We start from the raw sequence: 18,477 nt of genomic DNA, 5'->3' as shown, positions 1-18,477 counted from the left end.
GCAGCGGATGCTGGCGGGTGGTGTGTGGGGCGGATGCCGCGGCGTGCAGGGTGCTTTCGGGCGCGACGGAAACCCGAGGCGCCCGTATGGCGGTCGGTGGAGCGGGAGCGGCGATGGCGTCCGGGGCGGGGCGGGGCGCCAGGCCGGGTTACACGATCGTGGGCAGTGCCGTCGGCGTCCGGACCGGAGCCGGCGCGCCGAGCAGGCCGCAGCCGTCGAGCACCTCCAGTACGGTCTCGTGCTGATTGAAGGCGTAGAGGTGCAGACCGGGCGCTCCCCCGGCGATCACCTGGCTGGCGAGGTCGACGGCGTGCTGGATGCCGATCTCACGCTGTCCTTCCTTGGTCGGTTCGATCTCGAGCCGGATGGACAGGTCTGCCGGCATCTGCTCACCGGAGAGTTCGATGATCCGCCGCAGCCTGGCCGGGCTGGTCACCGGCATGATGCCGGGCAGGATCGGGAAGAGCACTCCGGCTTCCCTGGCGCGCTGGACGAAGCTGAGGAAGTGGTCGGCGTGGAAGAAGAGCTGGGTGATGCCGAGGTTCGCGCCCGCGGCCTGCTTGGCGAGCAGGGTGTCGATATCCTGCGCCGATGAACGTGACCGGGGGTGGCCGTTCGGGAACGCCGCAACGGCGATCCGCACCTTCTCGTGGCCGGGCTTGACGGCGCGTGCGGCGGGGATACCGGGGATGATCGTCTCGCGGTACGGGGACTTCTCGGCCTGAACCCGGTGGATGAGCTGCACGAGTTCGGCGGCGCTGCCGAAGTCGCCGAGGAACGCCTCGCCCTCCTTCGTGCCTGCCGGGGGGTCGCCGCGGAGGGCGAGGAAGCTGCGCACTCCGGCGTCGAGGAATTCGCGGATCAGCCGGTTCGCCTCGTCGTGGGTGGAGCCGACGCAGGTGAGGTGGGCCATCGCTTCGACGTTCGTCGTGCGGAGGATTCGGCTGAGAACGTCGAGCGAGGAGCGGCGTGAGGATCCGTTGGCCCCGTAGGTGACCGAGAGGAAGTCGGGGCCCGCCGCTGCGAGATGGTCGATCGTCGTCGCGAGAGCGGATGCTGCGGCATCCGTCTTCGGCGGATACAGCTCGAACGAAAAGGGGATGCGCCGTGTGCGGGCGGAGTCCGTTGGAGTGGACATTCATTCCTCATTCGACAGTAGCCAGTGTGTGCACTGAATGGCCGGGCGGCCGCGGACCGCCAGAAAGCCTTGGCGGGTGTTCGCGGGCGGGTGCCGGGCTCGGCTGTCGCTCCATGCCGGCGGAAGAAATCCGTCGGCAACGATTGAAGAAAACTCTAGCAATCCCTTAATCGGATTGCACGAGTGTGACCGTTCGTTACCTGGTTCAGCTTGCGACGGCGGGCACGGCGGCCGCCGGTGCGACGGCGAACGGTGCGAACTGGGACTGGATCTCCGTCGTGACGAGGGCGCGCACCCGGGTGCCGGTTTCGGCGTAGTCCGTCGTGAGCACCGTGCCCTGGGCGTGCAGCATCGCGATCAGGTCGCCACGCTCGTAGGGAATGAGCAGGTCGAGTTCGATGGACGGGCGCGGAAGCAGTCCGGCGATCGCGTCGAGCACCTCGTCGACGCCCTCACCCGTGCGGGTGGAGACGAAGATGCCCTTCGGCCAGAGGCCGCGCAGCACGAGACGATCGTCGTCCGTGACGAGGTCGCTCTTGTTGAAGACGACGAGCTCAGGGATCTCCCGGGCGCCGACCTCACCGATGACCTCGCGGACCGTCGCGAGCTGGCTCGCCGGGTCGGGGTGGGAGGCGTCGACGACGTGCACGATGACGTCGGCGTCGGCGACCTCTTCAAGGGTCGACCGGAAGGCCTCGACGAGTTGGTGCGGCAGGTTGCGGACGAAGCCGACGGTGTCGGTCAGCGTGTACAGCCGGCCGTCGCTCGTTGTCGACTTCCGGACGGTCGCGTCGAGCGTGGCGAAGAGGGAGTTCTCGACGAGCACGCCGGCGCGCGTGATCCGGTTGAGCAGGCTCGACTTGCCGGCGTTGGTGTAGCCGACGATGGCGACGGAGGGCACGGCGTTGCGCTTGCGGTTGGCGCGCTTGGCCTCGCGGGCCGGCTTCATGGCCAGGATCTGCTTGCGCAGCCGGGACATCCGGGTGTGGATGCGACGACGGTCGAGTTCGATCTTCGTCTCGCCGGGGCCGCGGGAACCCATTCCGGCACCGGTTCCGCCGACCTGGCCACCGGCCTGGCGCGACATGGAGTCACCCCAGCCGCGGAGGCGGGGCAGCAGGTATTCGAGCTGGGCGAGTTCGACCTGCGCCTTGCCCTCCCTGCTCTTGGCGTGCTGGCTGAAGATGTCGAGGATCGTGGCGGTGCGGTCGATGACCTTGACCTTGACGACGTCCTCGAGGGCGCGTCGCTGGCTGGGCGCGAGTTCGGTGTCGGCGATGACGGTGTCGGCGCCGAGCGCCTTGACGATGCCGGCGAGTTCCTGCGCTTTGCCCTTGCCGAGGTAGGTGCTCGTGTCCGGGGTGGCGCGGCGCTGCATGAGGCCGTCGAGCACGGTGGCGCCCGCGGTCTCGGCGAGGGCAGCGAGTTCGCGCATGGAGTTCTCGGCGTCCGCGACAGTGCCCTGGGTGTAGAGGCCGATCAGGATGACGTTCTCGAGGCGCAGCTGCCGGTATTCGACCTCGGTGACGTCCTCGAGCTCGGTGGAGAGGCTGGGAACGCGGCGGAGGGCGTTGCGGTCTTCGCGGTCGAGCTGGGCGCCGTCATGGCCGTCATCGTGTTCGTCGGAGCGGGGCTCGGCGTCGAGGGCCTGGGCGCTCCCGCTGCGGAACAGGGAGTAGCCGGCGGCCTTGGAATCGGCACTGGCAAGGACCCGTGCCACAACGTCGTCGTCCGGCGTTTCAACTGGTTCAATCATTCCTTTAACCTTACTTCCTCGAAGAGCGGTAGGTTCCCTCTATGCCCTCCGACCATTACTTCACCCCTGCCCCCGACAGCAAGCTCAGGCTGCAGCAGGTGACCGTGCACCTGGGCGGTCAGGCGCGGGAGGTCACGACCGCCAATTCGGTGTTCAGTCCCGACCACATCGACACGGGTACCAAGGTGCTCCTCGAGAACACGCCGGCGCCGCCGCCGGGGGGCGACTTCCTCGACCTCGGCTGCGGCTGGGGTCCGATCAGCTTCCACCTCGCGCTCGCTTCGCCGCGCGCCACGATCTGGGCGGTCGACGTCAACGAGCGCGCCCTCGACCTCGTACGGCTGAATGCCGAGAAGCTCGGGCTGACGAACATCACGGCCGTCACACCCGACCAGGTTCCCTCGCACGTGCAGTTCCGCACGATCTGGTCGAACCCGCCGATCCGGGTCGGCAAGAACGAGCTGCACAACCTGCTGAGTAGCTGGCTACCGCGCCTCGAGCCCGATTCGGATGCCTGGCTCGTCGTGCAGCGCAACCTCGGGTCCGATTCCCTGCAGCGCTGGCTCGACGGCGAACTCCCCCACGACTTCGCGGTCTCCCGCTTCGCGATCAGCAAGGGCTTCCGGGTCCTCCGCGTCAAGCGCCACGGCGACCCCACCCTCTAACCGCGAGAGCACTCCCCCGCTGAGCCCGCGCCCGCAAGGTTCCGCGAGAGCGGAGATATGGCCCTTTCGCGGACCGCGAAGGGGCCATATTCGTACTCTCGCGGCAGGGACGGGCGAATCCCCGACCTGGGGGCCTTGGTCAGTTGAGGCGGAAGACGCCGTCGTAGACGAGCTCGGCCGGCCCGGAGAGCGCGACGTGCTCGCCGTCCTCTGCAGGGAACATCCGCACGCCGAGCGTGCCGCCGGTCACCTCGACGCGCCACTGGTTCGGGGCTCCCGCGCCCGCCCAGTGCCGGGTCGCGAGGGCGGCCGCTGCGGCTCCCGTGCCGCAGGAGAGCGTCTCGCCGCTGCCGCGTTCGTGGACGCGCATCCGGATGTGTCCGACGCCGTCGACGACCAGGGGGTCGCCCGGCACCACGAATTCGACGTTGGCCCCGTCGGCCGGTTCGGGGTCGAGCTGCGGGATGTAGCCGAGGTCCGCGCTCTCGAGTTCACCGAGGTCCGCGAGGGCGACCACGACGTGCGGGTTGCCGACGTTGATCCCGAGACCGGGCCGGGCGACGGCGAGGTTCCTGGCACGGACGAGCGGTTCGCCGCCGTCGAGCCGCCAGCGGCCCAGGTCGACCTGGTAGCCCGCAGCGTTCCGCTGCACGTCACGGACGCCCGCGCGCGTTCCGACGACGAGGGTGTCCCCGCCGGGCACGTCGGCGAGGCCCTGTTCGGCGAGGAACCGGGCGTAGACACGGATGCCGTTGCCGCACATCTCGGAGAGCGTCCCGTCGGCGTTCCAGTAGTCCATGAACCACTCGGCCTGGTCGTCCTCCGCGAGGGCTGGGGCGCCGGCCTCGAGGCTGCGCGAGCGGACCGCGCGGATGATGCCGTCGGCGCCGATGCCGAAGCGGCGGTCGCAGATCGCGCGGATCTGCGCCGGGGTCAGCTCGATCTCCCCGTCCGGATCGGCGAACAACACGAAGTCGTTGCCCGTGCCCTGGCCCTTGGTGAAGTTGAGATCGATGCCCATCAGACCAGTGTAGGGAGCAGACCGGGCACCACAGACCCACACTCCCCGTCGAATCGGTTCCGGGTCAGAGGTGCGAGCGGGCAGCCTCGACGCGGTCGGGGGCGTCGTAGTCGATCCAGTGCGTGTCCTGTGAGCGCTTGAACCAGCTGACCTGCCTGCGCGCGTAGCGACGGGTGAGCTGTTGGGTCTGCTCGATCGCCTCGGCCTGGCTGAGCCGGCCGCTGAGCTGGCCGAGCGCCTGCGCGTAGCCGATGGCGCGGCTCGCGGTCACCCCGGTTTCGAGGCCGGCCGGGATGAGGCCCCGCACCTCGTCAAGGAGACCGCCGGCCCACATCCGGTCGACACGGGCATCGAGGCGCGCGGTGAGTTCCTCGCGCGGCGCCCTCAGGCCGAGGGTCACGGCCGGACGCCAGTACACGGGCTCCCCCGGTAGGGCGGCGAGGTGCGGCGCTCCGGTGAGTTCGACGACCTCGAGCGCGCGCACGAGGCGGCGGCCGTTGCTCGCGCCGATCCGGGAGGCGGCGCCGGGGTCGACGACCTTCAGGCGCGCATAGAGGACGCCGGGGCCCTGCTCGACCAGGTCGGCCTCGAGCCGGGCGCGCAGTACCGGGTCGGTCGCCGGGAACTGGAAGTCGAAGACCACGGAGGAGACGTAGAGCCCGGATCCGCCGACGAGGATGGGCACGGCCCCGCGGGCGGCGATGTCCTCGATCGACGAACGGGCCTCGGTCTGGTAACGGGCGACCGCGGCCTCGTCGGTCACGGCGAGCACGTCGAGCAGGTGGTGCGGGATCCCCCGCTGCTCGTCGGCTCCAAGCTTGGCGGTGCCGATGTCCATGCCGCGATAGAGCTGCATGGCGTCCGCGTTGACGATTTCGGCCGGGGTGCCCTCTGCCCTGAGGCTCTCGGCGAGGTCGAGCGAGAGCTCGCTCTTGCCGGTGCCGGTCGGTCCGACGATGACGACAAGCACCCGGTTAGCGCTCACCGTCGTCGACGGCATAGATCGGTACCGTCGAGCTGGCATTGACCGCCGGGATCCGGCCGGAAGCGGTCGGAACGGCGGGCACCGGAGCAGGGCCCTGGGCCGCGGCGGAGGCCGCAACAGGATGCGGCGTGGCAGAGTGCGGCGTGGCAGAGTGCGACGCGGCGTGCGGGGCCGCGGGACGAAGGCCGAGCGTGGGCATCCCGAGCGAGACGGAACCAGCAGCGGAGGTGCCGGCGTGGCTCGGCACGCCGCAGGCATCCGCCTCGGCACGGTCCCAGGCGTCGCCGGCCGTGGTCCGGCGGATGCGCAGCGGCGCCCCGTCCGGGGAGTCGGCGATGAGGTGGAACGGTGCGGCCTGGGTCACCGTCACCGTGACGAGGTCCCCGGGACGCGGGCGCTCCGAACCGTCCGGCACGTCGAAGTGCACGAGGCGGCTGTCGGGCGCACGCCCGCTCATCCGATGGGTGTCCGAGTCCTTGCGGCCCTCCCCGTTCGCGACGAGCAGTTCGAGCTCCCGGCCGATCACGGCCTGGTTCTCTTCCCACGAGATGCGTTCCTGAAGCACTGCGAGGCGCTCGTACCGATCCTGGACGATCTCCTTGGGCACCTGGTCGGCCATCTCCGCGGCCGGTGTGCCCGGGCGGATCGAGTACTGGAAGGTGAAGGCCGTCGCGAACCGTGCCCGTTCGACGACACGGAGGGTCTCCTGGAAGTCCTCCTCCGTCTCGCCGGGGAAGCCGACGATGATGTCGGTGCTGATCGCCGCATCGGGCATCCGCGCACGAACCCGGTCGAGGATTCCGAGGAAACGCTCGGATCGGTAGGACCGGCGCATGGCTTTGAGCACCCGGTCGGAACCGGACTGCAGCGGCATGTGCAACTGCGGCATCACGGCGGGAGTGTCGGCCATGGCCTCGATGACGTCGTCGGTGAACGCGGCGGGGTGCGGGCTCGTGAAGCGGATGCGCTCGAGTCCCTCGATCTTCCCGGCGGCGCGGAGAAGTTTGCCGAAGGCGAGGCGGTCGCCGAATTCGACGCCGTAGGAGTTGACGTTCTGGCCGAGCAGCGTGACCTCGATGGCTCCGTCGTCGACGAGGGCCTGGATCTCGGCGAGGATCTCGCCCGGCCGACGGTCCTTCTCCTTGCCACGCAGGGCGGGGACGATGCAGAAGGTGCAGGTGTTGTTGCAGCCGACGGAGATGGAGACCCAGCCGCTGTAGCTCGAGTCGCGCTTGGTCGGCAGTGTCGAGGGGAAGGTCTCGAGGGCGTCGAGGATCTCGAGCTGGGCCTCGCCGTTGTGCCGGGCGCGTTCGAGCAGGCTCGGCAGCGCACCCATGTTGTGGGTTCCGAAGACGACGTCGACCCACGGCGCCTTCCCAAGGATGACGTCCTTGTCCTTCTGGGCGAGGCAGCCGCCGACGGCGATCTGCATGCCCGCGTGGCGCCGTTTGATCGACGCGAGCTGGCCGAGGTTGCCGTAGAGCTTGTTGTCGGCGTTCTCGCGCACCGCGCAGGTGTTGAGGACGACGATGTCGGCTTCGGCCCCGTCGGCGGGAACGTACCCGGCCGCCTCGAGGGAACCGCTCAGCCGTTCGGAGTCGTGCACGTTCATCTGGCAGCCGAAGGTGCGCACCTCATAGGTGCGTGCCCGGCCGTCGTCGTCGCGGGCCGCCGGCGACGGGGCGATCAGGGTCTTCGTGCTCAGGGTCATAGTGACTCCAGTTTACGCGACCGCGCCGGACCTTCCCGATTCGGCTACTGGAACCGCACGCCGGACGAGCCGCCGCCGTTGCGCGAGTCGAGCGCGGCCTGGACCGCTTCGCGCACGACCGAGGACGGGTAACCCTTGCGCATCAGAAATGCATTGAGCCGGCGATCGATGGTGCGATCGTCGAGGCGGCCCAGCTGCTGCACGCGCTTGATCGCGACCTCGATGGCCCGTTCGGTCTCGTCGTCGGGCATGGCGTCGAGCGTCTCCGCGATGAGCTCCTTGTCGAGGCCGCGGCGGCGCATCTCGGCCTGGACGCCGGAGCGCCCAAGGCCCTTGCGCTCGTGCTGGCTGTAAACGATCTGCTCGGCGAGCTTCGCTTCGTCGAGATAGTCGAGGCGGATGAACCGTTCGACGATCTCTTCGATCTCGCTCTCCGGAAGGTCGAGTCCGACGAGCACGCCGCGGGCCTCGGAGATGGACAACGAGCGACCGCGAAGCCGCTGCAGGAGGACCTGCTCGGCGTGTTCGCTGTCCGGGTCGACGGCGTGGTCGAGGTCTCCGGTATCGACCGCACCCGAGGCGACCCCGCCGGAGTCAACCTCGGAGACGTCCCCGGCAGAGGAGGATGCCTGGGCGCCCGGCAGGTAGCTCACCGTCGCGAGAGTGCCCCGACGCTTGGCCGGGGCTCCGGTGGCCGCCGCGGCGGCCGGCTTGATGTCCGGCTCGGCCTTGGGTTCGAAGTGCACCATGCTTACGCGCCCTTCCGGGCGGCGAGCCTGGCCTGGGTGGTCTTCGGCTGAGTCACGTCGTCCCCTGCCGCCGCGCGGGCAGCGGTCGCGGCCTCCTTCGCGGCGAGCTCCGTCGCAGCTTCCGCGGCGGCGGCGGCCTTCTTGGCGGCTGCGCCTTCCGGCGAGATGCCGAGCTTGAAGAGGATCTTGCTCTCGATCTCGTTGGCCATGTCCGGGTTCTTCAGCAGGAAGTTCCGGGAGTTCTCCTTGCCCTGCCCGAGCTGGTCGCCGTCGTAGGTGTACCAGGCGCCGGACTTCTTCACGATTCCCTGTTCGACACCGAAGTCGATCAGGCTGCCCTCGCGGGAGATGCCGATGCCGTAGATGATGTCGAACTCGGCCTGCTTGAAGGGCGGCGCCATCTTGTTCTTGACGACCTTGACCCTGGTGCGGTTACCGACGGCTTCTGTGCCGTCCTTCAGGGTCTCGATCCGGCGGATGTCGAGGCGAACCGAGGCGTAGAACTTGAGTGCCTTGCCGCCCGCGGTGGTTTCCGGGCTGCCGAAGAAGACACCGATCTTCTCGCGGAGCTGGTTGATGAAGATCATCGTGGTGTTGGTCTGGCTGAGCCCGCCGGTGAGCTTGCGGAGGGCCTGCGACATCAGCCGGGCCTGGAGGCCGACATGGGAGTCGCCCATCTCGCCCTCGATCTCGGCGCGGGGCACGAGGGCGGCGACGGAGTCGATGACGATGAGGTCGATCGAGCCGCTGCGCACGAGCATGTCGGCGATTTCGAGCGCCTGCTCCCCCGTGTCGGGCTGGGAGACGAGGAGGGCATCGATGTCGACGCCGAGCTTCTTTGCGTAATCAGGGTCGAGCGCGTGCTCGGCGTCGATGAACGCGGCGATGCCGCCGCCCTTCTGGGCATTGGCGATGGCGTGCAGGGTGAGCGTGGTCTTACCGGAGGACTCCGGACCGTAGATCTCGACGATGCGCCCGCGCGGGAGCCCGCCGATGCCGAGGGCCACGTCCAGTGCGATCGAACCGGTGGAAATGGTTTCGACCGGTGCCCGGTCGTCGCTGCCGAGGCGCATGATCGAACCCTTGCCGAACTGGCGGTCGATCTGGGCGAGCGCGGTGTCGAGCGCCTTCTCGCGGTCTGCTGCTGATGCCATGGTGGGTCTCCTTCGGTCGTGCGTTTCGGCGCCTATAGGCTGTCGCGAAACACTCACCGGGAGGACCCCGGTGCGTGCTCTGGGACAAGGCATTCGCTGTCTGTCACTGACGAAGGCGACTGTACGCCGCACCCCCGACATTGATCGGGAAGCGCTACGACGGTGGACACTTCTGCACTGACTCCTGCTGGTGAGGAGCCTACCAAAGGTCGAACACGTATTCGAGCACCGACGCGCCGAAACGGGTGCGTCGTCGAAGTCCGGAGGAAGACTACGGGCGCGGCGCCGGCACCCCTGCGCCGAACCAACGGCTCTTGGGCACGTCGGTCTCCGCGCACAGCGCGAGCCAGACGTCGCGCGCCGGAACACCGCCGGCCAGGGCCTGGTCGGCGGTGTTCCCGAGCGAGGTGAGCACGAGGTCGCGGGTCAGCACACGACCGTACGACTCGCCGAATTCGTCTTTCAACGCCTGACGGAATTCACTGAGTCTCACGAAGCCACCTCAACGGCGGGGAAGGAGGGGATGGGGAAGGCCGGGGTCAACGAACCATCATGCCGGTGTCGTACGTCGCGACGAGCTCGTCGGGAACGGTGTCGGGGAAACGATCGATTCCCTCGATGACGGCGAGGCGGTCTCCCACCTCACGCATGATGACCGAGATCGGGGTGTCCAGCGCGTCAGCGACGGACGCCAGAATCTCGGATGACGCTTCCTTCTGGCCGCGCTCCACTTCGCTCAGGTAACCCAGGGCCACGCTGGCCTTGCTGGCGACCTGACGCAGTGTGCGCCCTTTCTGAAGTCGGAAGTCCCTGAGCACATCGCCGATTTCCTGTCGTACAAGAATCATCGGAACCTCCTTCTATTACTTATCAAGTGCAGCCTTATCAAGTAAAGCTACTTCGGTCATGCCGGTGGCGGATGGATAACAGTACTACATCCACCCGACTCCTGCAGACTACCCAGAACGACTGGGGTTTGCTTGTGAATATGTACTGCGTAACCCAGCGTTTACGCGAACTATTCCGTCGGTAACGTGGCTATCAGCCCACGCACAGCTTCGACGGCCGCCCGGACCGTTTTCGCCCGGATCGCGGCGCGGTCACCGGTGAGGGTGAGCAGGACCGCCGAGGATTCGGTTCCGATTGAGAGGCCGAGATAGACCGTCCCCGGTTGCCGGTCGCCCTGGGGGTCCGGACCGGCGACACCGGTCGTCGCGACCCCGATATCCGCGCCGCGGCCGCCGAGGGTGAGCCGCCTGCGCGCGCCCGCGGCCATCTGGCGCGCGACCTCCGGATCGACGGGGCCGTGCGCGGCGAGGAGTGCGGGGTCGACGCCGAGGAGGGTGTGCTTGAGTTCGGTCTGGTACGCGACGATGCCGCCGGCGACGACGACGGATGCCCCGGGGATCCTGATGAGTTCGGCCGCGAGTGCTCCCCCGGTCAGGGACTCGGCCACGGCGATGGTGAGGCCCCGGCTGGTGAGTTCGAAGATCAGGGCCGCGGTCGGATCATCCGCTTCGGTCGCATTCACCGTCACATCGGTCGGCTCGGGCACATCAGTCGGATCGGGCACATCGGTCGTATGGATGGTCACGGCAGGTCAGCCGTCGTGCCGGGACTGGCGCGAGACACGCCGGGCGGCGACGAGGTAGTCGATGCCGGTCGACACGGTCAGCACGAGCGCGACGGCCATGGCCGCGTAGTTGACCCAGTGGATCCAGTCGCCGAGCACGAGCCAGAGCGGCACGAGGAAGAGCGAGATCGCGACGGACTGCATGATCGTCTTGAGCTTGCCGCCGCGGGAGGCCGGGATGACCCGGTCGCGGAGCATCACGAAGCGGAACGCCGTGATGCCGAGCTCGCGGACCAGGATCACGATCGTGACCCACCACCACAGTTCGCCGAGGATCGAGAGGGCGACGAGCGCTCCCCCGGTGAGCACCTTGTCGGCGATCGGGTCGAGCAGCTTGCCGAGGTCGGTGACGAGGTTGTACTTGCGGGCGATCGCTCCGTCGATCCCGTCGGTGGCGATCGCGAGGATGAACAGCACGGCGGCCGCCCAGCGCAGCGCGCCGTCCTGGCCGGCGTCGGCGAGCAGCATCCAGATGAACAGCGGGGCGAGCAGGATCCGCACGACCGTGATGAGGTTGGGCAGGTTCCAGTTGCTGGGGTGTGCGACGGGTTCGGATGCTGTGGCCATGATCAGTCCCTGCCGGTGAGGTTCCAGGCATCCTCGTCTGCTGACGACGCCTCTTCCTCAGGGTAGCCCTCGCTCATTTTCGCGACCGGGTCGCCGGCGTAGCGGGGGTCGGGCTGGGAATCGCGGCGGGCATCCGCCTCGTGGGCGGCGTTGGCCTGGCGGGCCGCCGTTGCGGCGTGGTGCTCGTCGTCGGAGCCGCGGAGCAGGGCGAGCACGCTCGGGAGCTGTTCGACGGTGACGAGCACGTCGCGGGCCTTCGACCCCTCGGACGGGCCGACGATCTCGCGGGACTCGAGCAGGTCCATCAGCCGGCCGGCCTTGGCGAAGCCGACGCGCAGCTTGCGCTGCAGCATCGAGGTCGAGCCGAACTGGGTCGACACGACGAGTTCGGCGGCGGCGAGGAGCACCTCGAGGTCGTCTCCGATGTCGGAGTCGATCTCCTTGCGCGGCGCCTCCATCGAGACGTCCGGCCGGTAGTCGGGGCGGGCCTGCTGGGTGACGTGCTTGACGACCCGTTCGATCTCCGCCTCGCTGACCCAGGCGCCCTGCACGCGGATGGCCTTGGATGCGCCCATCGGCAGGAAGAGCGCGTCGCCCTGGCCGATGAGCTTGTCCGCGCCCGGCTGGTCGAGGATGACCCGGGAGTCGGTGACGCTCGTCACCGCGAACGCGAGGCGGGACGGCACGTTGGCCTTGATCAGGCCGGTGACGACGTCGACGCTCGGACGCTGGGTGGCGAGCACGAGGTGGATGCCGGAGGCACGGGCGAGCTGCGTGATCCGCACGATCGAGTCTTCGACGTCGCGCGGGGCGACCATCATCAGGTCGGCGAGCTCGTCGACGACGACGAGCAGGTACGGGTACGGCTTGAGGGTGCGGGCGCTCCCGGCCGGAAGCACGATCTCGTTGCCGACGACGGCCTTGTTGAAGTCGTCGATGTGGCGGAAGCCGAAGCTGGCCAGGTCGTCGTAGCGCATGTCCATCTCTTTGACGACCCACTGCAGCGCTTCGGCGGCCTTCTTCGGGCTCGTGATGATGGGCGTGATGAGGTGGGGCACGCCGGCGTATGCGGCGAGTTCGACCCGCTTCGGGTCGATCAGCACCATGCGCACGTCGCTCGGCTGGGCGCGCATCAACAGGCTCGTGATCATCGAGTTCACGAAGCTCGACTTACCGGAACCGGTCGAACCGGCGACGAGCAGGTGGGGCATCTTGGCGAGGTTGGCCACGACGAATCCGCCGCCGACGTCCTTGCCGACGCCGATGGTCATCGGGTGGGTGCTGTTCGTGGCCGCCGCCGAGCGGAGCACGTCGCCGAGGGTGACGATCTCGCGGTCGGTGTTCGGGATCTCGATGCCGATCGCGCTCTTGCCGGGGATCGGCGAGAGGATGCGCACCTCGTTGGACGCGACCGCGTACGAGAGGTTCTTGCTGAGGGCGGTGACCCGTTCGACCTTGACGCCGGGGCCGAGTTCGATCTCGTACTGGGTCACGGTCGGGCCGCGGGAGAACCCGGTCACCCGGGCGTCGACCTGGAACTGGGTGAGCACCTCGGTGATCGACGTGACGATGACGTCGTTCGCCGCCGAGCGCGCCTTCGCGGGAGGTCCGGCGGTCAGGGTCGTGTTCGACGGCAGCTCGTACGGCACGGCCGGGTGATCGCCGGTGTCCGGGTGCAGCGGATGCCCGTCCTCGCCGGGCACCGCACCGGTCGCCCCTGCGGCACCCAGGCCGTCGAGTCCCGGAAGCACCTCGGTGAGTCCCGCCGCCGCGGCCGAGCCTGGGCCGCCGGTCGCCTCGTCGTCGTGCAGGCCGAAGTCCGAGCCGCGCGGCACATCGATCTCGCCGGTGAAACGCTTGATGGCGTCCTCGGCGCGGAGCAGGTCCTCGAGTACCTCTGTGCCGTAGTGGTCGCCGCCGGAACCGCCGCCGGACAGCCCGACCGAGAACGGCGTGGCCGGTGTCGGCACCGGGGACCCGTCCGCGGGCGCGATGGCGCTGTCGAAGCCGCCGCGGCCGTCGCCGCCGAGAAGGGTGCTGAGGGGATCGTCGCCGGCCCCGGACGGGCCGTCGCCCGCCTTCGAACCGTGAGCGCCGGCATCCGACACGAGGGCGCCACCGAAGTCAGGGTCTTCCTCGCGCTTGCTGTTGTTGCGACGCCACCAGGGCAGGGCGCTGTTGCCGTCCGGCTCGCCGTCGAGACCGTCGAGTTCGACCTGGGCGGTCTTCTCGGCGCGCTCGATCTTCGCGGTCTTCGCCGCCGCGCGCTCGTCCTCCGTGGAGAGCTCCGCGCCGAACAGCCAGGCGTAGAGCTCGCGCGAACGCTGGCCGATCCGGTTCGGCGGGGTCTTCGTGATGATCAGCAGGCTCAGGGCGAGCAGCAGGATGATGATGGCGGTGGCGCCGATGGCTGTCGTGAGGGCGATCAGCGGGGCTGCGATCATCCAGCCGATCACGCCGCCGGAGAGGGCGAGCACGTTCATGCCCTGGGTGGGCGTCGGCTGGCCGCCGTAGACGTGGCAGAGCCCCGAGACGGAGACGAGCAGCAGGCTCAGGCCGATGCCGATGCGCCCGTTGTCGTGCACAGAACTGGGCTTGCGGAACAGCCAGATCGCGAAGACGAAGAGGATCACCGGCAGGGCGAACGCGACCCGGCCGAAGAGCCCGCCGAAGGTCCAGGCGTCGAAGTTGCGGGCGATCGCGTTGTCGATCAGGAACCATTCCACGACCGCGCCGGCAACGGCGAGCAGCACGAGGAAGAACGGCAGGCCGTCGCGGCGTTCCTCTTTGGAGAGCTTTTCCGGGCCGAGTGCGCGAGCGGCGGCGCCGGCGACATGGGCGAGGGCGAGCCAGGAGCGCACGAAGAGGCCGGGTTCGGCCTCCGCTGCGGCGAACTTGACCGTCTTCTGTGCTGTGGTGCGGGCAGCCGGCTTGCGCGCGGGCGTACCGCGGGCCGGCGTGGTGCGGGCGCGCCCGGTCGACTTAGTGCTCGTGGCCATGAAGTCCACGGTACCGCCGAGCCACCGATTCCGCGTGAGCCCACGCGGTCCTGGTCGTGGCGCCGCACACGCGAGCGCCTCCGGCGACCCTAGGCCTCGATGACGAGCGGCACGATCATCGGGCGGCGGCGGAACGTGACGTTGACCCACCGGCCGACCGTGCGGCGCACGATCTGCTGCAGCGCGTGCGGGTCGCGGACCCCGTTCTCGGCGGCCTCGCCGAGGGCGGCGCGAATCTTGGGCAGCACCGCATCGAAGACAGAGTCGTCCTCCGCGAAGCCCTTCGCGTGGATCTCCGGGCCGACGATGACGTTGCCGGTCTTGGCGTCGACGACGATGATGATCGAGATGAAGCCCTCCTCTGCGAGGGTGCGCCGGTCCTTGAGGTCGGCCTCGGTGATCTCGCCGACGGTGGAGCCGTCGACGTAGACGTAGCCGAGGTCGAGCTGGCCGACCTTCCGCACGACGCCGTCCTTGAGGTCGAACACGGTGCCGTCTTCGGCGAGGATGACGTTCTCCGGCGGCACCCCGGTCTCGGCGGCGAGCTTCGCGTTGGCGACGAGGTGCCGGTATTCGCCGTGCACCGGGAGCACGTTCTTGGGCTTCAGGATGTTGTAGCAGTAGGTGAGCTCGCCCGCGGCGGCGTGGCCGGAGACGTGGACCTTTGCGTTGCCCTTGTGCACGACGTTGGCACCGAGCTTGGTCAGGCCGTCGATGATGCGGTAGACCGCGTTCTCGTTGCCGGGGATGAGTGAGCTCGCGAGGATCACGGTGTCGCCGGGGCCGACCTCGACCTGGTGGTCCTGGTTGACCATCCGCGCGAGCACGGCCATCGGTTCGCCCTGGGAGCCGGTCGACATGTAGACGATCTTGTCGTCGGGGATGCTGCCGGCCTTCTTGAAGTCGACGAGCACCCCTTCCGGCACGGTCAGGTAGCCGAGATCGGCTGCGATGGTCATGTTGCGCACCATGGAGCGGCCGAGCAGGGCGACCCGGCGTCCGTTGGCGTGCGCGGCGTCGAGCACCTGCTGCACCCGGTGCACGTGGCTGGAGAAGCTCGCGACGATGACGCGGCGCGGAGCCCGGGCGATGACGTCGTCGAGGACGGGACCGATCAGCCGCTCCGAGGCGGTGAAGCCGGGGACATCCGCGTTGGTGGAGTCGACGAGGAAGAGGTCGACTCCCTCAGTGCCGAGCCTGGCGAACTCGCGCAGGTCGGTCAGCCGGTGGTCGAGAGGGAGCTGGTCCATCTTGAAGTCGCCGGTGTGCAGCACGGTGCCGCCCGCGGTCTTGATCGCGACGGCGAGGGCATCCGGGATGGAGTGGTTGACCGCGACGAACTCGAGGTTGAACGGGCCGAGCCGCTCGGTCTGCCCCTCGGCGACCTGGAGCGTGTACGGCACGATCCGGTGTTCCTTGAGCTTGGCTTCGATGAACGCGAGGGTGAGCCCCGAACCGATCAGGGGGATGTCCGCCCGCAGCTTGAGCAGGTACGGTACGGCGCCGATGTGGTCCTCGTGCCCGTGCGTCAGCACCACGCCGAGAATGTCGTCGAGGCGGTCCCTGATCGGGCTGAAGTCGGGCAGGATCAGGTCGACGCCCGGCTGGTGCTCCTCGGGGAAGAGCACGCCGCAGTCGACGATCAGGATCTTGCCGTCGATCTCGAACGACGTCATGTTCCGGCCGATCTCGCCGAGGCCGCCGATCGGGATGATCCGGAGCGTTCCCGGTTCGAGTGTGGCCGGTTCGTAGACGTCGATGGGCATGGGCCCTCCTCGTGGTTCGGTGTGCTGACTAGCGGGTGGTTCCGGCGATCTTGGGCAGGGCCCCGCCGGCGGCGGCGTTGCGGTCCGGGCGGAAGTTGGAGAAGTCCACACCGGGGATGTTCTTGACGAGGTCGATCTCGTCCTCGATCTCGGCGGCTTCCCATTCCTCCGGGCCGACGAGGGGCAGCCGCACGCGGGGGCTCGTGATGCGCCCGAGGCCGTGCAGGATGTACTTGGCGGCGACGGTTCCGGGCACGTGGGTCATCACGGCGCGCACGAGCGGCTCGAGCTGCTTGTGTGCGGCGGTTGCGGTCTTGAGGTCGCCGGCGTTGACCGCGTCGACCATCTGCCGGTACGGGGTCGCCGCGATGTTCGCGGTCACGCCGATCAGTCCGGTCGCGCCGATCGACAGGTGCGGGAGCACGTTGGGGTCGTCGCCGGAGAAGTAGAGCAGGTCGGTCTGGTTGAGCACGCGGCTCACCTGGGCGAGGTCGCCCTTGGCGTCCTTGACGGCGAGGATGTTGGGGTGCTTCGCGGCGCGCAGCAGAGTCTCGTATGCGATCGCGACGCCGGTGCGGCCGGGGATGTCGTAGAGGATCACCGGCAGGTCGGTCGCGTCGGCGATCATGCGGAAGTGGGTGAGGATGCCGGCCTGTGTGGGCTTGTTGTAGTACGGGGTGACGATCATGTTGCCGTCGGCGCCGGCCTTCTCGCTCTGCCTGGCCAGCTGCATCGCGTGCGCGGTCTCGTTCGAGCCACCGCCCATGATGATCTTCGCGCGGCCGGCCGCGACGTCCCTGCCGACCTCGACGAGGCGCAATTTCTCCGCGTCGGTGAGGGTCGAGGTCTCCCCCGTTGTTCCGGTCACGACGATGCCGTCTGCTCCGGCCGTGATCACGTCGTCGATGTGCTTCGCCACGCCCGCCCAGTCGACCTCACCGTCGGCGGTGAAGGGGGTTACCAGGGCGACGAGGACCTGGCCGAACGGATTCTCAGACATAGACACGTGGACAGGCTATCGCCTTGCCGGCGTCCGGCGGCAGTCCCGGCCGCGTTAACCGGCCTTCTGGGCGCACGACTCGTCGGGATGCCCGAAGATCAGCCAGCCCGGAAGATCGCTGAGGAAGGCCGACCGTACCGCGGCGCTGCGGGCGAGGGTCCAGTCGACGCGCGCCCCGATCTCGGTCTCGTATTTCTCCCACTCGAACCAGTTGATCATGTGCAGCCTGGGGAACCTCGTCGCCGTGTCGGCCGAGAACACCTGGCGCCACCACGCCCGCTTGATCGCCAGTTCCTGGGCCGGATCTCCCCCGGACACCACGAGCGCCGCGGTTTCCGGGATCGCGACGGGTTTGCCGTGCCCCTCGCCGTAGACGCCGTAGAAGTCGGGCGTGGCGGTCTCGTCGCCGGCGAGCCCTGCGTAGGTTCCGGTGAGCTGGGCGGCGAACTTGCCGGGCTCCGGCACTTCGTCCTCGCCCCAGGGGTATGCGGATCCCCAGTGGTACAGGGACATGCCGACCCAGTCCACCACGTCGTCTCCGGGGTAGTACGGCAGGTAGGGGTCGTCCCTGATGGTGAGCGTGCCGTCGCCGTCTGTGTCCAGGGCGGTGAAATCGGGCGTGCCGGGCTTCGCCGCGTACACTCCACCGGCGAAGGGATAGCCGCCGCCGTAGTTCGGCGCCCACATCATCGCCGAACCAGGGGCATCGCGTTTCACGGCGTCCGCGACCCTGCGGAACGCCGCGACATACTCCGTCGGCTGCTGGCCCCACTCGTACCAGGACCCGTTCATTTCGTGGGCGAAGCGCACGACGACGGGTACGCCGCGGTTGTTGAGTCCGCCGAGCAGGGCGCCGAGGTTGTCGGCAACGGCAGGGGTGATGGCGGCGAGACCCGCGCGAGGTTCGAGGGTGAGCAGGAGTTCGCCGCCGTTGGCGAGCACCTGGCCCGCTGCGGCCCCGACGTTGGCGCGGTCGTCCGCACTCATCGGCAGGCCGGAGAAGGAGACGGCGACCGCGGGACGGAGGCCGCTACCGCTGAATTCGGCGAGGGTCTCGGCGCCCCAGTCCAGGTTGACCCCGAACAGAACCCCCGTGTGTGGAACCAGGTCGGCCGTCGATGTGACCGCGCACGAGACCGTCGGAGACGCGGAGCCCGGTGCCGCTGTGCAGCCGGCGAGGAGCGCTACGACGCTGACGACTGCGCCGACAGCGGCGGAATGGCGGAGCGCGCGGGAGGGACGCGCCCGGGAATTGTGAGGCACGGGTCCCACCCTAACGGGGGGTGCCGTCCGTAATCTCTCGTCACACGAAGATTCCTCGCTCGAGTCCCGC

General features: G+C 68.8%; 16 protein-coding genes. 1 reads left to right on the top strand and 15 read right to left on the bottom strand.

Annotated elements, in window-relative coordinates; translation table 11 throughout:
* Window positions 1-148: 148 nt before the first annotated feature.
* Together RHM57_RS04550 and hflX are read right to left on the bottom strand one after the other, a co-directional pair.
* A complete protein-coding gene (locus RHM57_RS04550; protein WP_134559734.1) occupies window positions 149-1,138 on the bottom strand; it encodes a methylenetetrahydrofolate reductase in 990 nt (329 codons plus the stop codon).
* Window positions 1,139-1,343: 205 nt separating this feature from the next.
* The gene (gene hflX / locus RHM57_RS04545; protein WP_322189598.1) at window positions 1,344-2,894 is read right to left on the bottom strand and encodes a GTPase HflX; all 1,551 of its coding nucleotides are present in this window, start codon (window positions 2,892-2,894) and stop codon (window positions 1,344-1,346) included.
* Between the two features lie 41 nt (window positions 2,895-2,935).
* Between hflX and RHM57_RS04540 the strand changes: the two genes are divergently transcribed.
* On the top strand, window positions 2,936-3,559 hold the full coding sequence (locus RHM57_RS04540; protein ID WP_134559737.1) for a class I SAM-dependent methyltransferase: 624 nt from the start codon (window positions 2,936-2,938) through the stop codon (window positions 3,557-3,559).
* 139 nt (window positions 3,560-3,698) lie between these two features.
* Here RHM57_RS04540 and dapF read toward each other — a convergent pair whose 3' ends face one another.
* The 13 genes from dapF to RHM57_RS04475 all read right to left on the bottom strand — a co-directional run bounded on the left by dapF (window position 3,699) and on the right by RHM57_RS04475 (window position 18,407).
* A complete protein-coding gene (gene dapF, locus RHM57_RS04535; protein ID WP_134446962.1) occupies window positions 3,699-4,580 on the bottom strand; it encodes a diaminopimelate epimerase in 882 nt (293 codons plus the stop codon).
* 64 nt (window positions 4,581-4,644) lie between these two features.
* On the bottom strand, window positions 4,645-5,580 hold the full coding sequence (gene miaA, locus RHM57_RS04530; protein WP_134446960.1) for a tRNA (adenosine(37)-N6)-dimethylallyltransferase MiaA: 936 nt from the start codon (window positions 5,578-5,580) through the stop codon (window positions 4,645-4,647).
* The gene (gene miaB / locus RHM57_RS04525; RefSeq protein ID WP_166790680.1) at window positions 5,555-7,276 is read right to left on the bottom strand and encodes a tRNA (N6-isopentenyl adenosine(37)-C2)-methylthiotransferase MiaB; all 1,722 of its coding nucleotides are present in this window, start codon (window positions 7,274-7,276) and stop codon (window positions 5,555-5,557) included. The genes miaA and miaB overlap by 26 nt, the downstream gene beginning before the upstream one ends.
* 44 nt (window positions 7,277-7,320) lie before the next feature.
* On the bottom strand, window positions 7,321-8,025 hold the full coding sequence (locus RHM57_RS04520) for a regulatory protein RecX (RefSeq protein WP_134561837.1): 705 nt from the start codon (window positions 8,023-8,025) through the stop codon (window positions 7,321-7,323).
* Between the two features lie 2 nt (window positions 8,026-8,027).
* Window positions 8,028-9,179, bottom strand: a complete 1,152-nt coding sequence (gene recA / locus RHM57_RS04515) for a recombinase RecA (protein ID WP_134446953.1) — start codon at window positions 9,177-9,179, stop codon at window positions 8,028-8,030.
* A 271-nt stretch (window positions 9,180-9,450) separates the two neighbouring features.
* Window positions 9,451-9,672, bottom strand: a complete 222-nt coding sequence (locus tag RHM57_RS04510) for a DUF3046 domain-containing protein (protein WP_134446951.1) — start codon at window positions 9,670-9,672, stop codon at window positions 9,451-9,453.
* Between the two features lie 46 nt (window positions 9,673-9,718).
* Window positions 9,719-10,027: a helix-turn-helix domain-containing protein gene (locus RHM57_RS04505; protein WP_134446949.1), complete on the bottom strand. Its 309-nt coding sequence runs from the start codon at window positions 10,025-10,027 to the stop codon at window positions 9,719-9,721.
* 170 nt (window positions 10,028-10,197) lie between these two features.
* Window positions 10,198-10,710 carry a CinA family protein gene (locus RHM57_RS04500; RefSeq protein ID WP_134447028.1) on the bottom strand — a complete coding sequence of 171 codons (513 nt, stop codon included), beginning with the start codon at window positions 10,708-10,710 and terminating at the stop codon, window positions 10,198-10,200.
* Window positions 10,711-10,779: 69 nt separating this feature from the next.
* On the bottom strand, window positions 10,780-11,379 hold the full coding sequence (gene pgsA, locus RHM57_RS04495) for a CDP-diacylglycerol--glycerol-3-phosphate 3-phosphatidyltransferase (protein WP_134446947.1): 600 nt from the start codon (window positions 11,377-11,379) through the stop codon (window positions 10,780-10,782).
* 2 nt (window positions 11,380-11,381) lie between these two features.
* Entirely contained in the window at window positions 11,382-14,378 is a 2,997-nt protein-coding gene (locus tag RHM57_RS04490) for an FtsK/SpoIIIE family DNA translocase (RefSeq protein WP_134559741.1), read from the bottom strand.
* A gap of 89 nt (window positions 14,379-14,467) precedes the next feature.
* Window positions 14,468-16,144 (bottom strand): ribonuclease J, encoded by a 1,677-nt coding sequence (locus RHM57_RS04485; protein ID WP_322136134.1) that lies wholly within the window; start codon window positions 16,142-16,144, stop codon window positions 14,468-14,470.
* Window positions 16,145-16,172: 28 nt separating this feature from the next.
* Window positions 16,173-17,150, bottom strand: coding sequence for a 4-hydroxy-tetrahydrodipicolinate synthase (dapA, locus tag RHM57_RS04480; RefSeq protein ID WP_322140728.1), 978 nt, complete (start codon window positions 17,148-17,150; stop codon window positions 16,173-16,175).
* 48 nt (window positions 17,151-17,198) lie between these two features.
* Window positions 17,199-18,407, bottom strand: a complete 1,209-nt coding sequence (locus RHM57_RS04475) for a glycoside hydrolase family 26 protein (protein WP_241975414.1) — start codon at window positions 18,405-18,407, stop codon at window positions 17,199-17,201.
* Window positions 18,408-18,477 lie beyond the last annotated feature (70 nt).

The organism is Cryobacterium sp. 10S3 (assembly GCF_034344045.1).
Lineage (GTDB): Bacteria > Actinomycetota > Actinomycetes > Actinomycetales > Microbacteriaceae > Cryobacterium > Cryobacterium glucosi.
The sequence above is the reverse complement of the archived record's forward strand: the minus strand, read 5'-3'. Positions and strand labels throughout refer to the sequence as shown.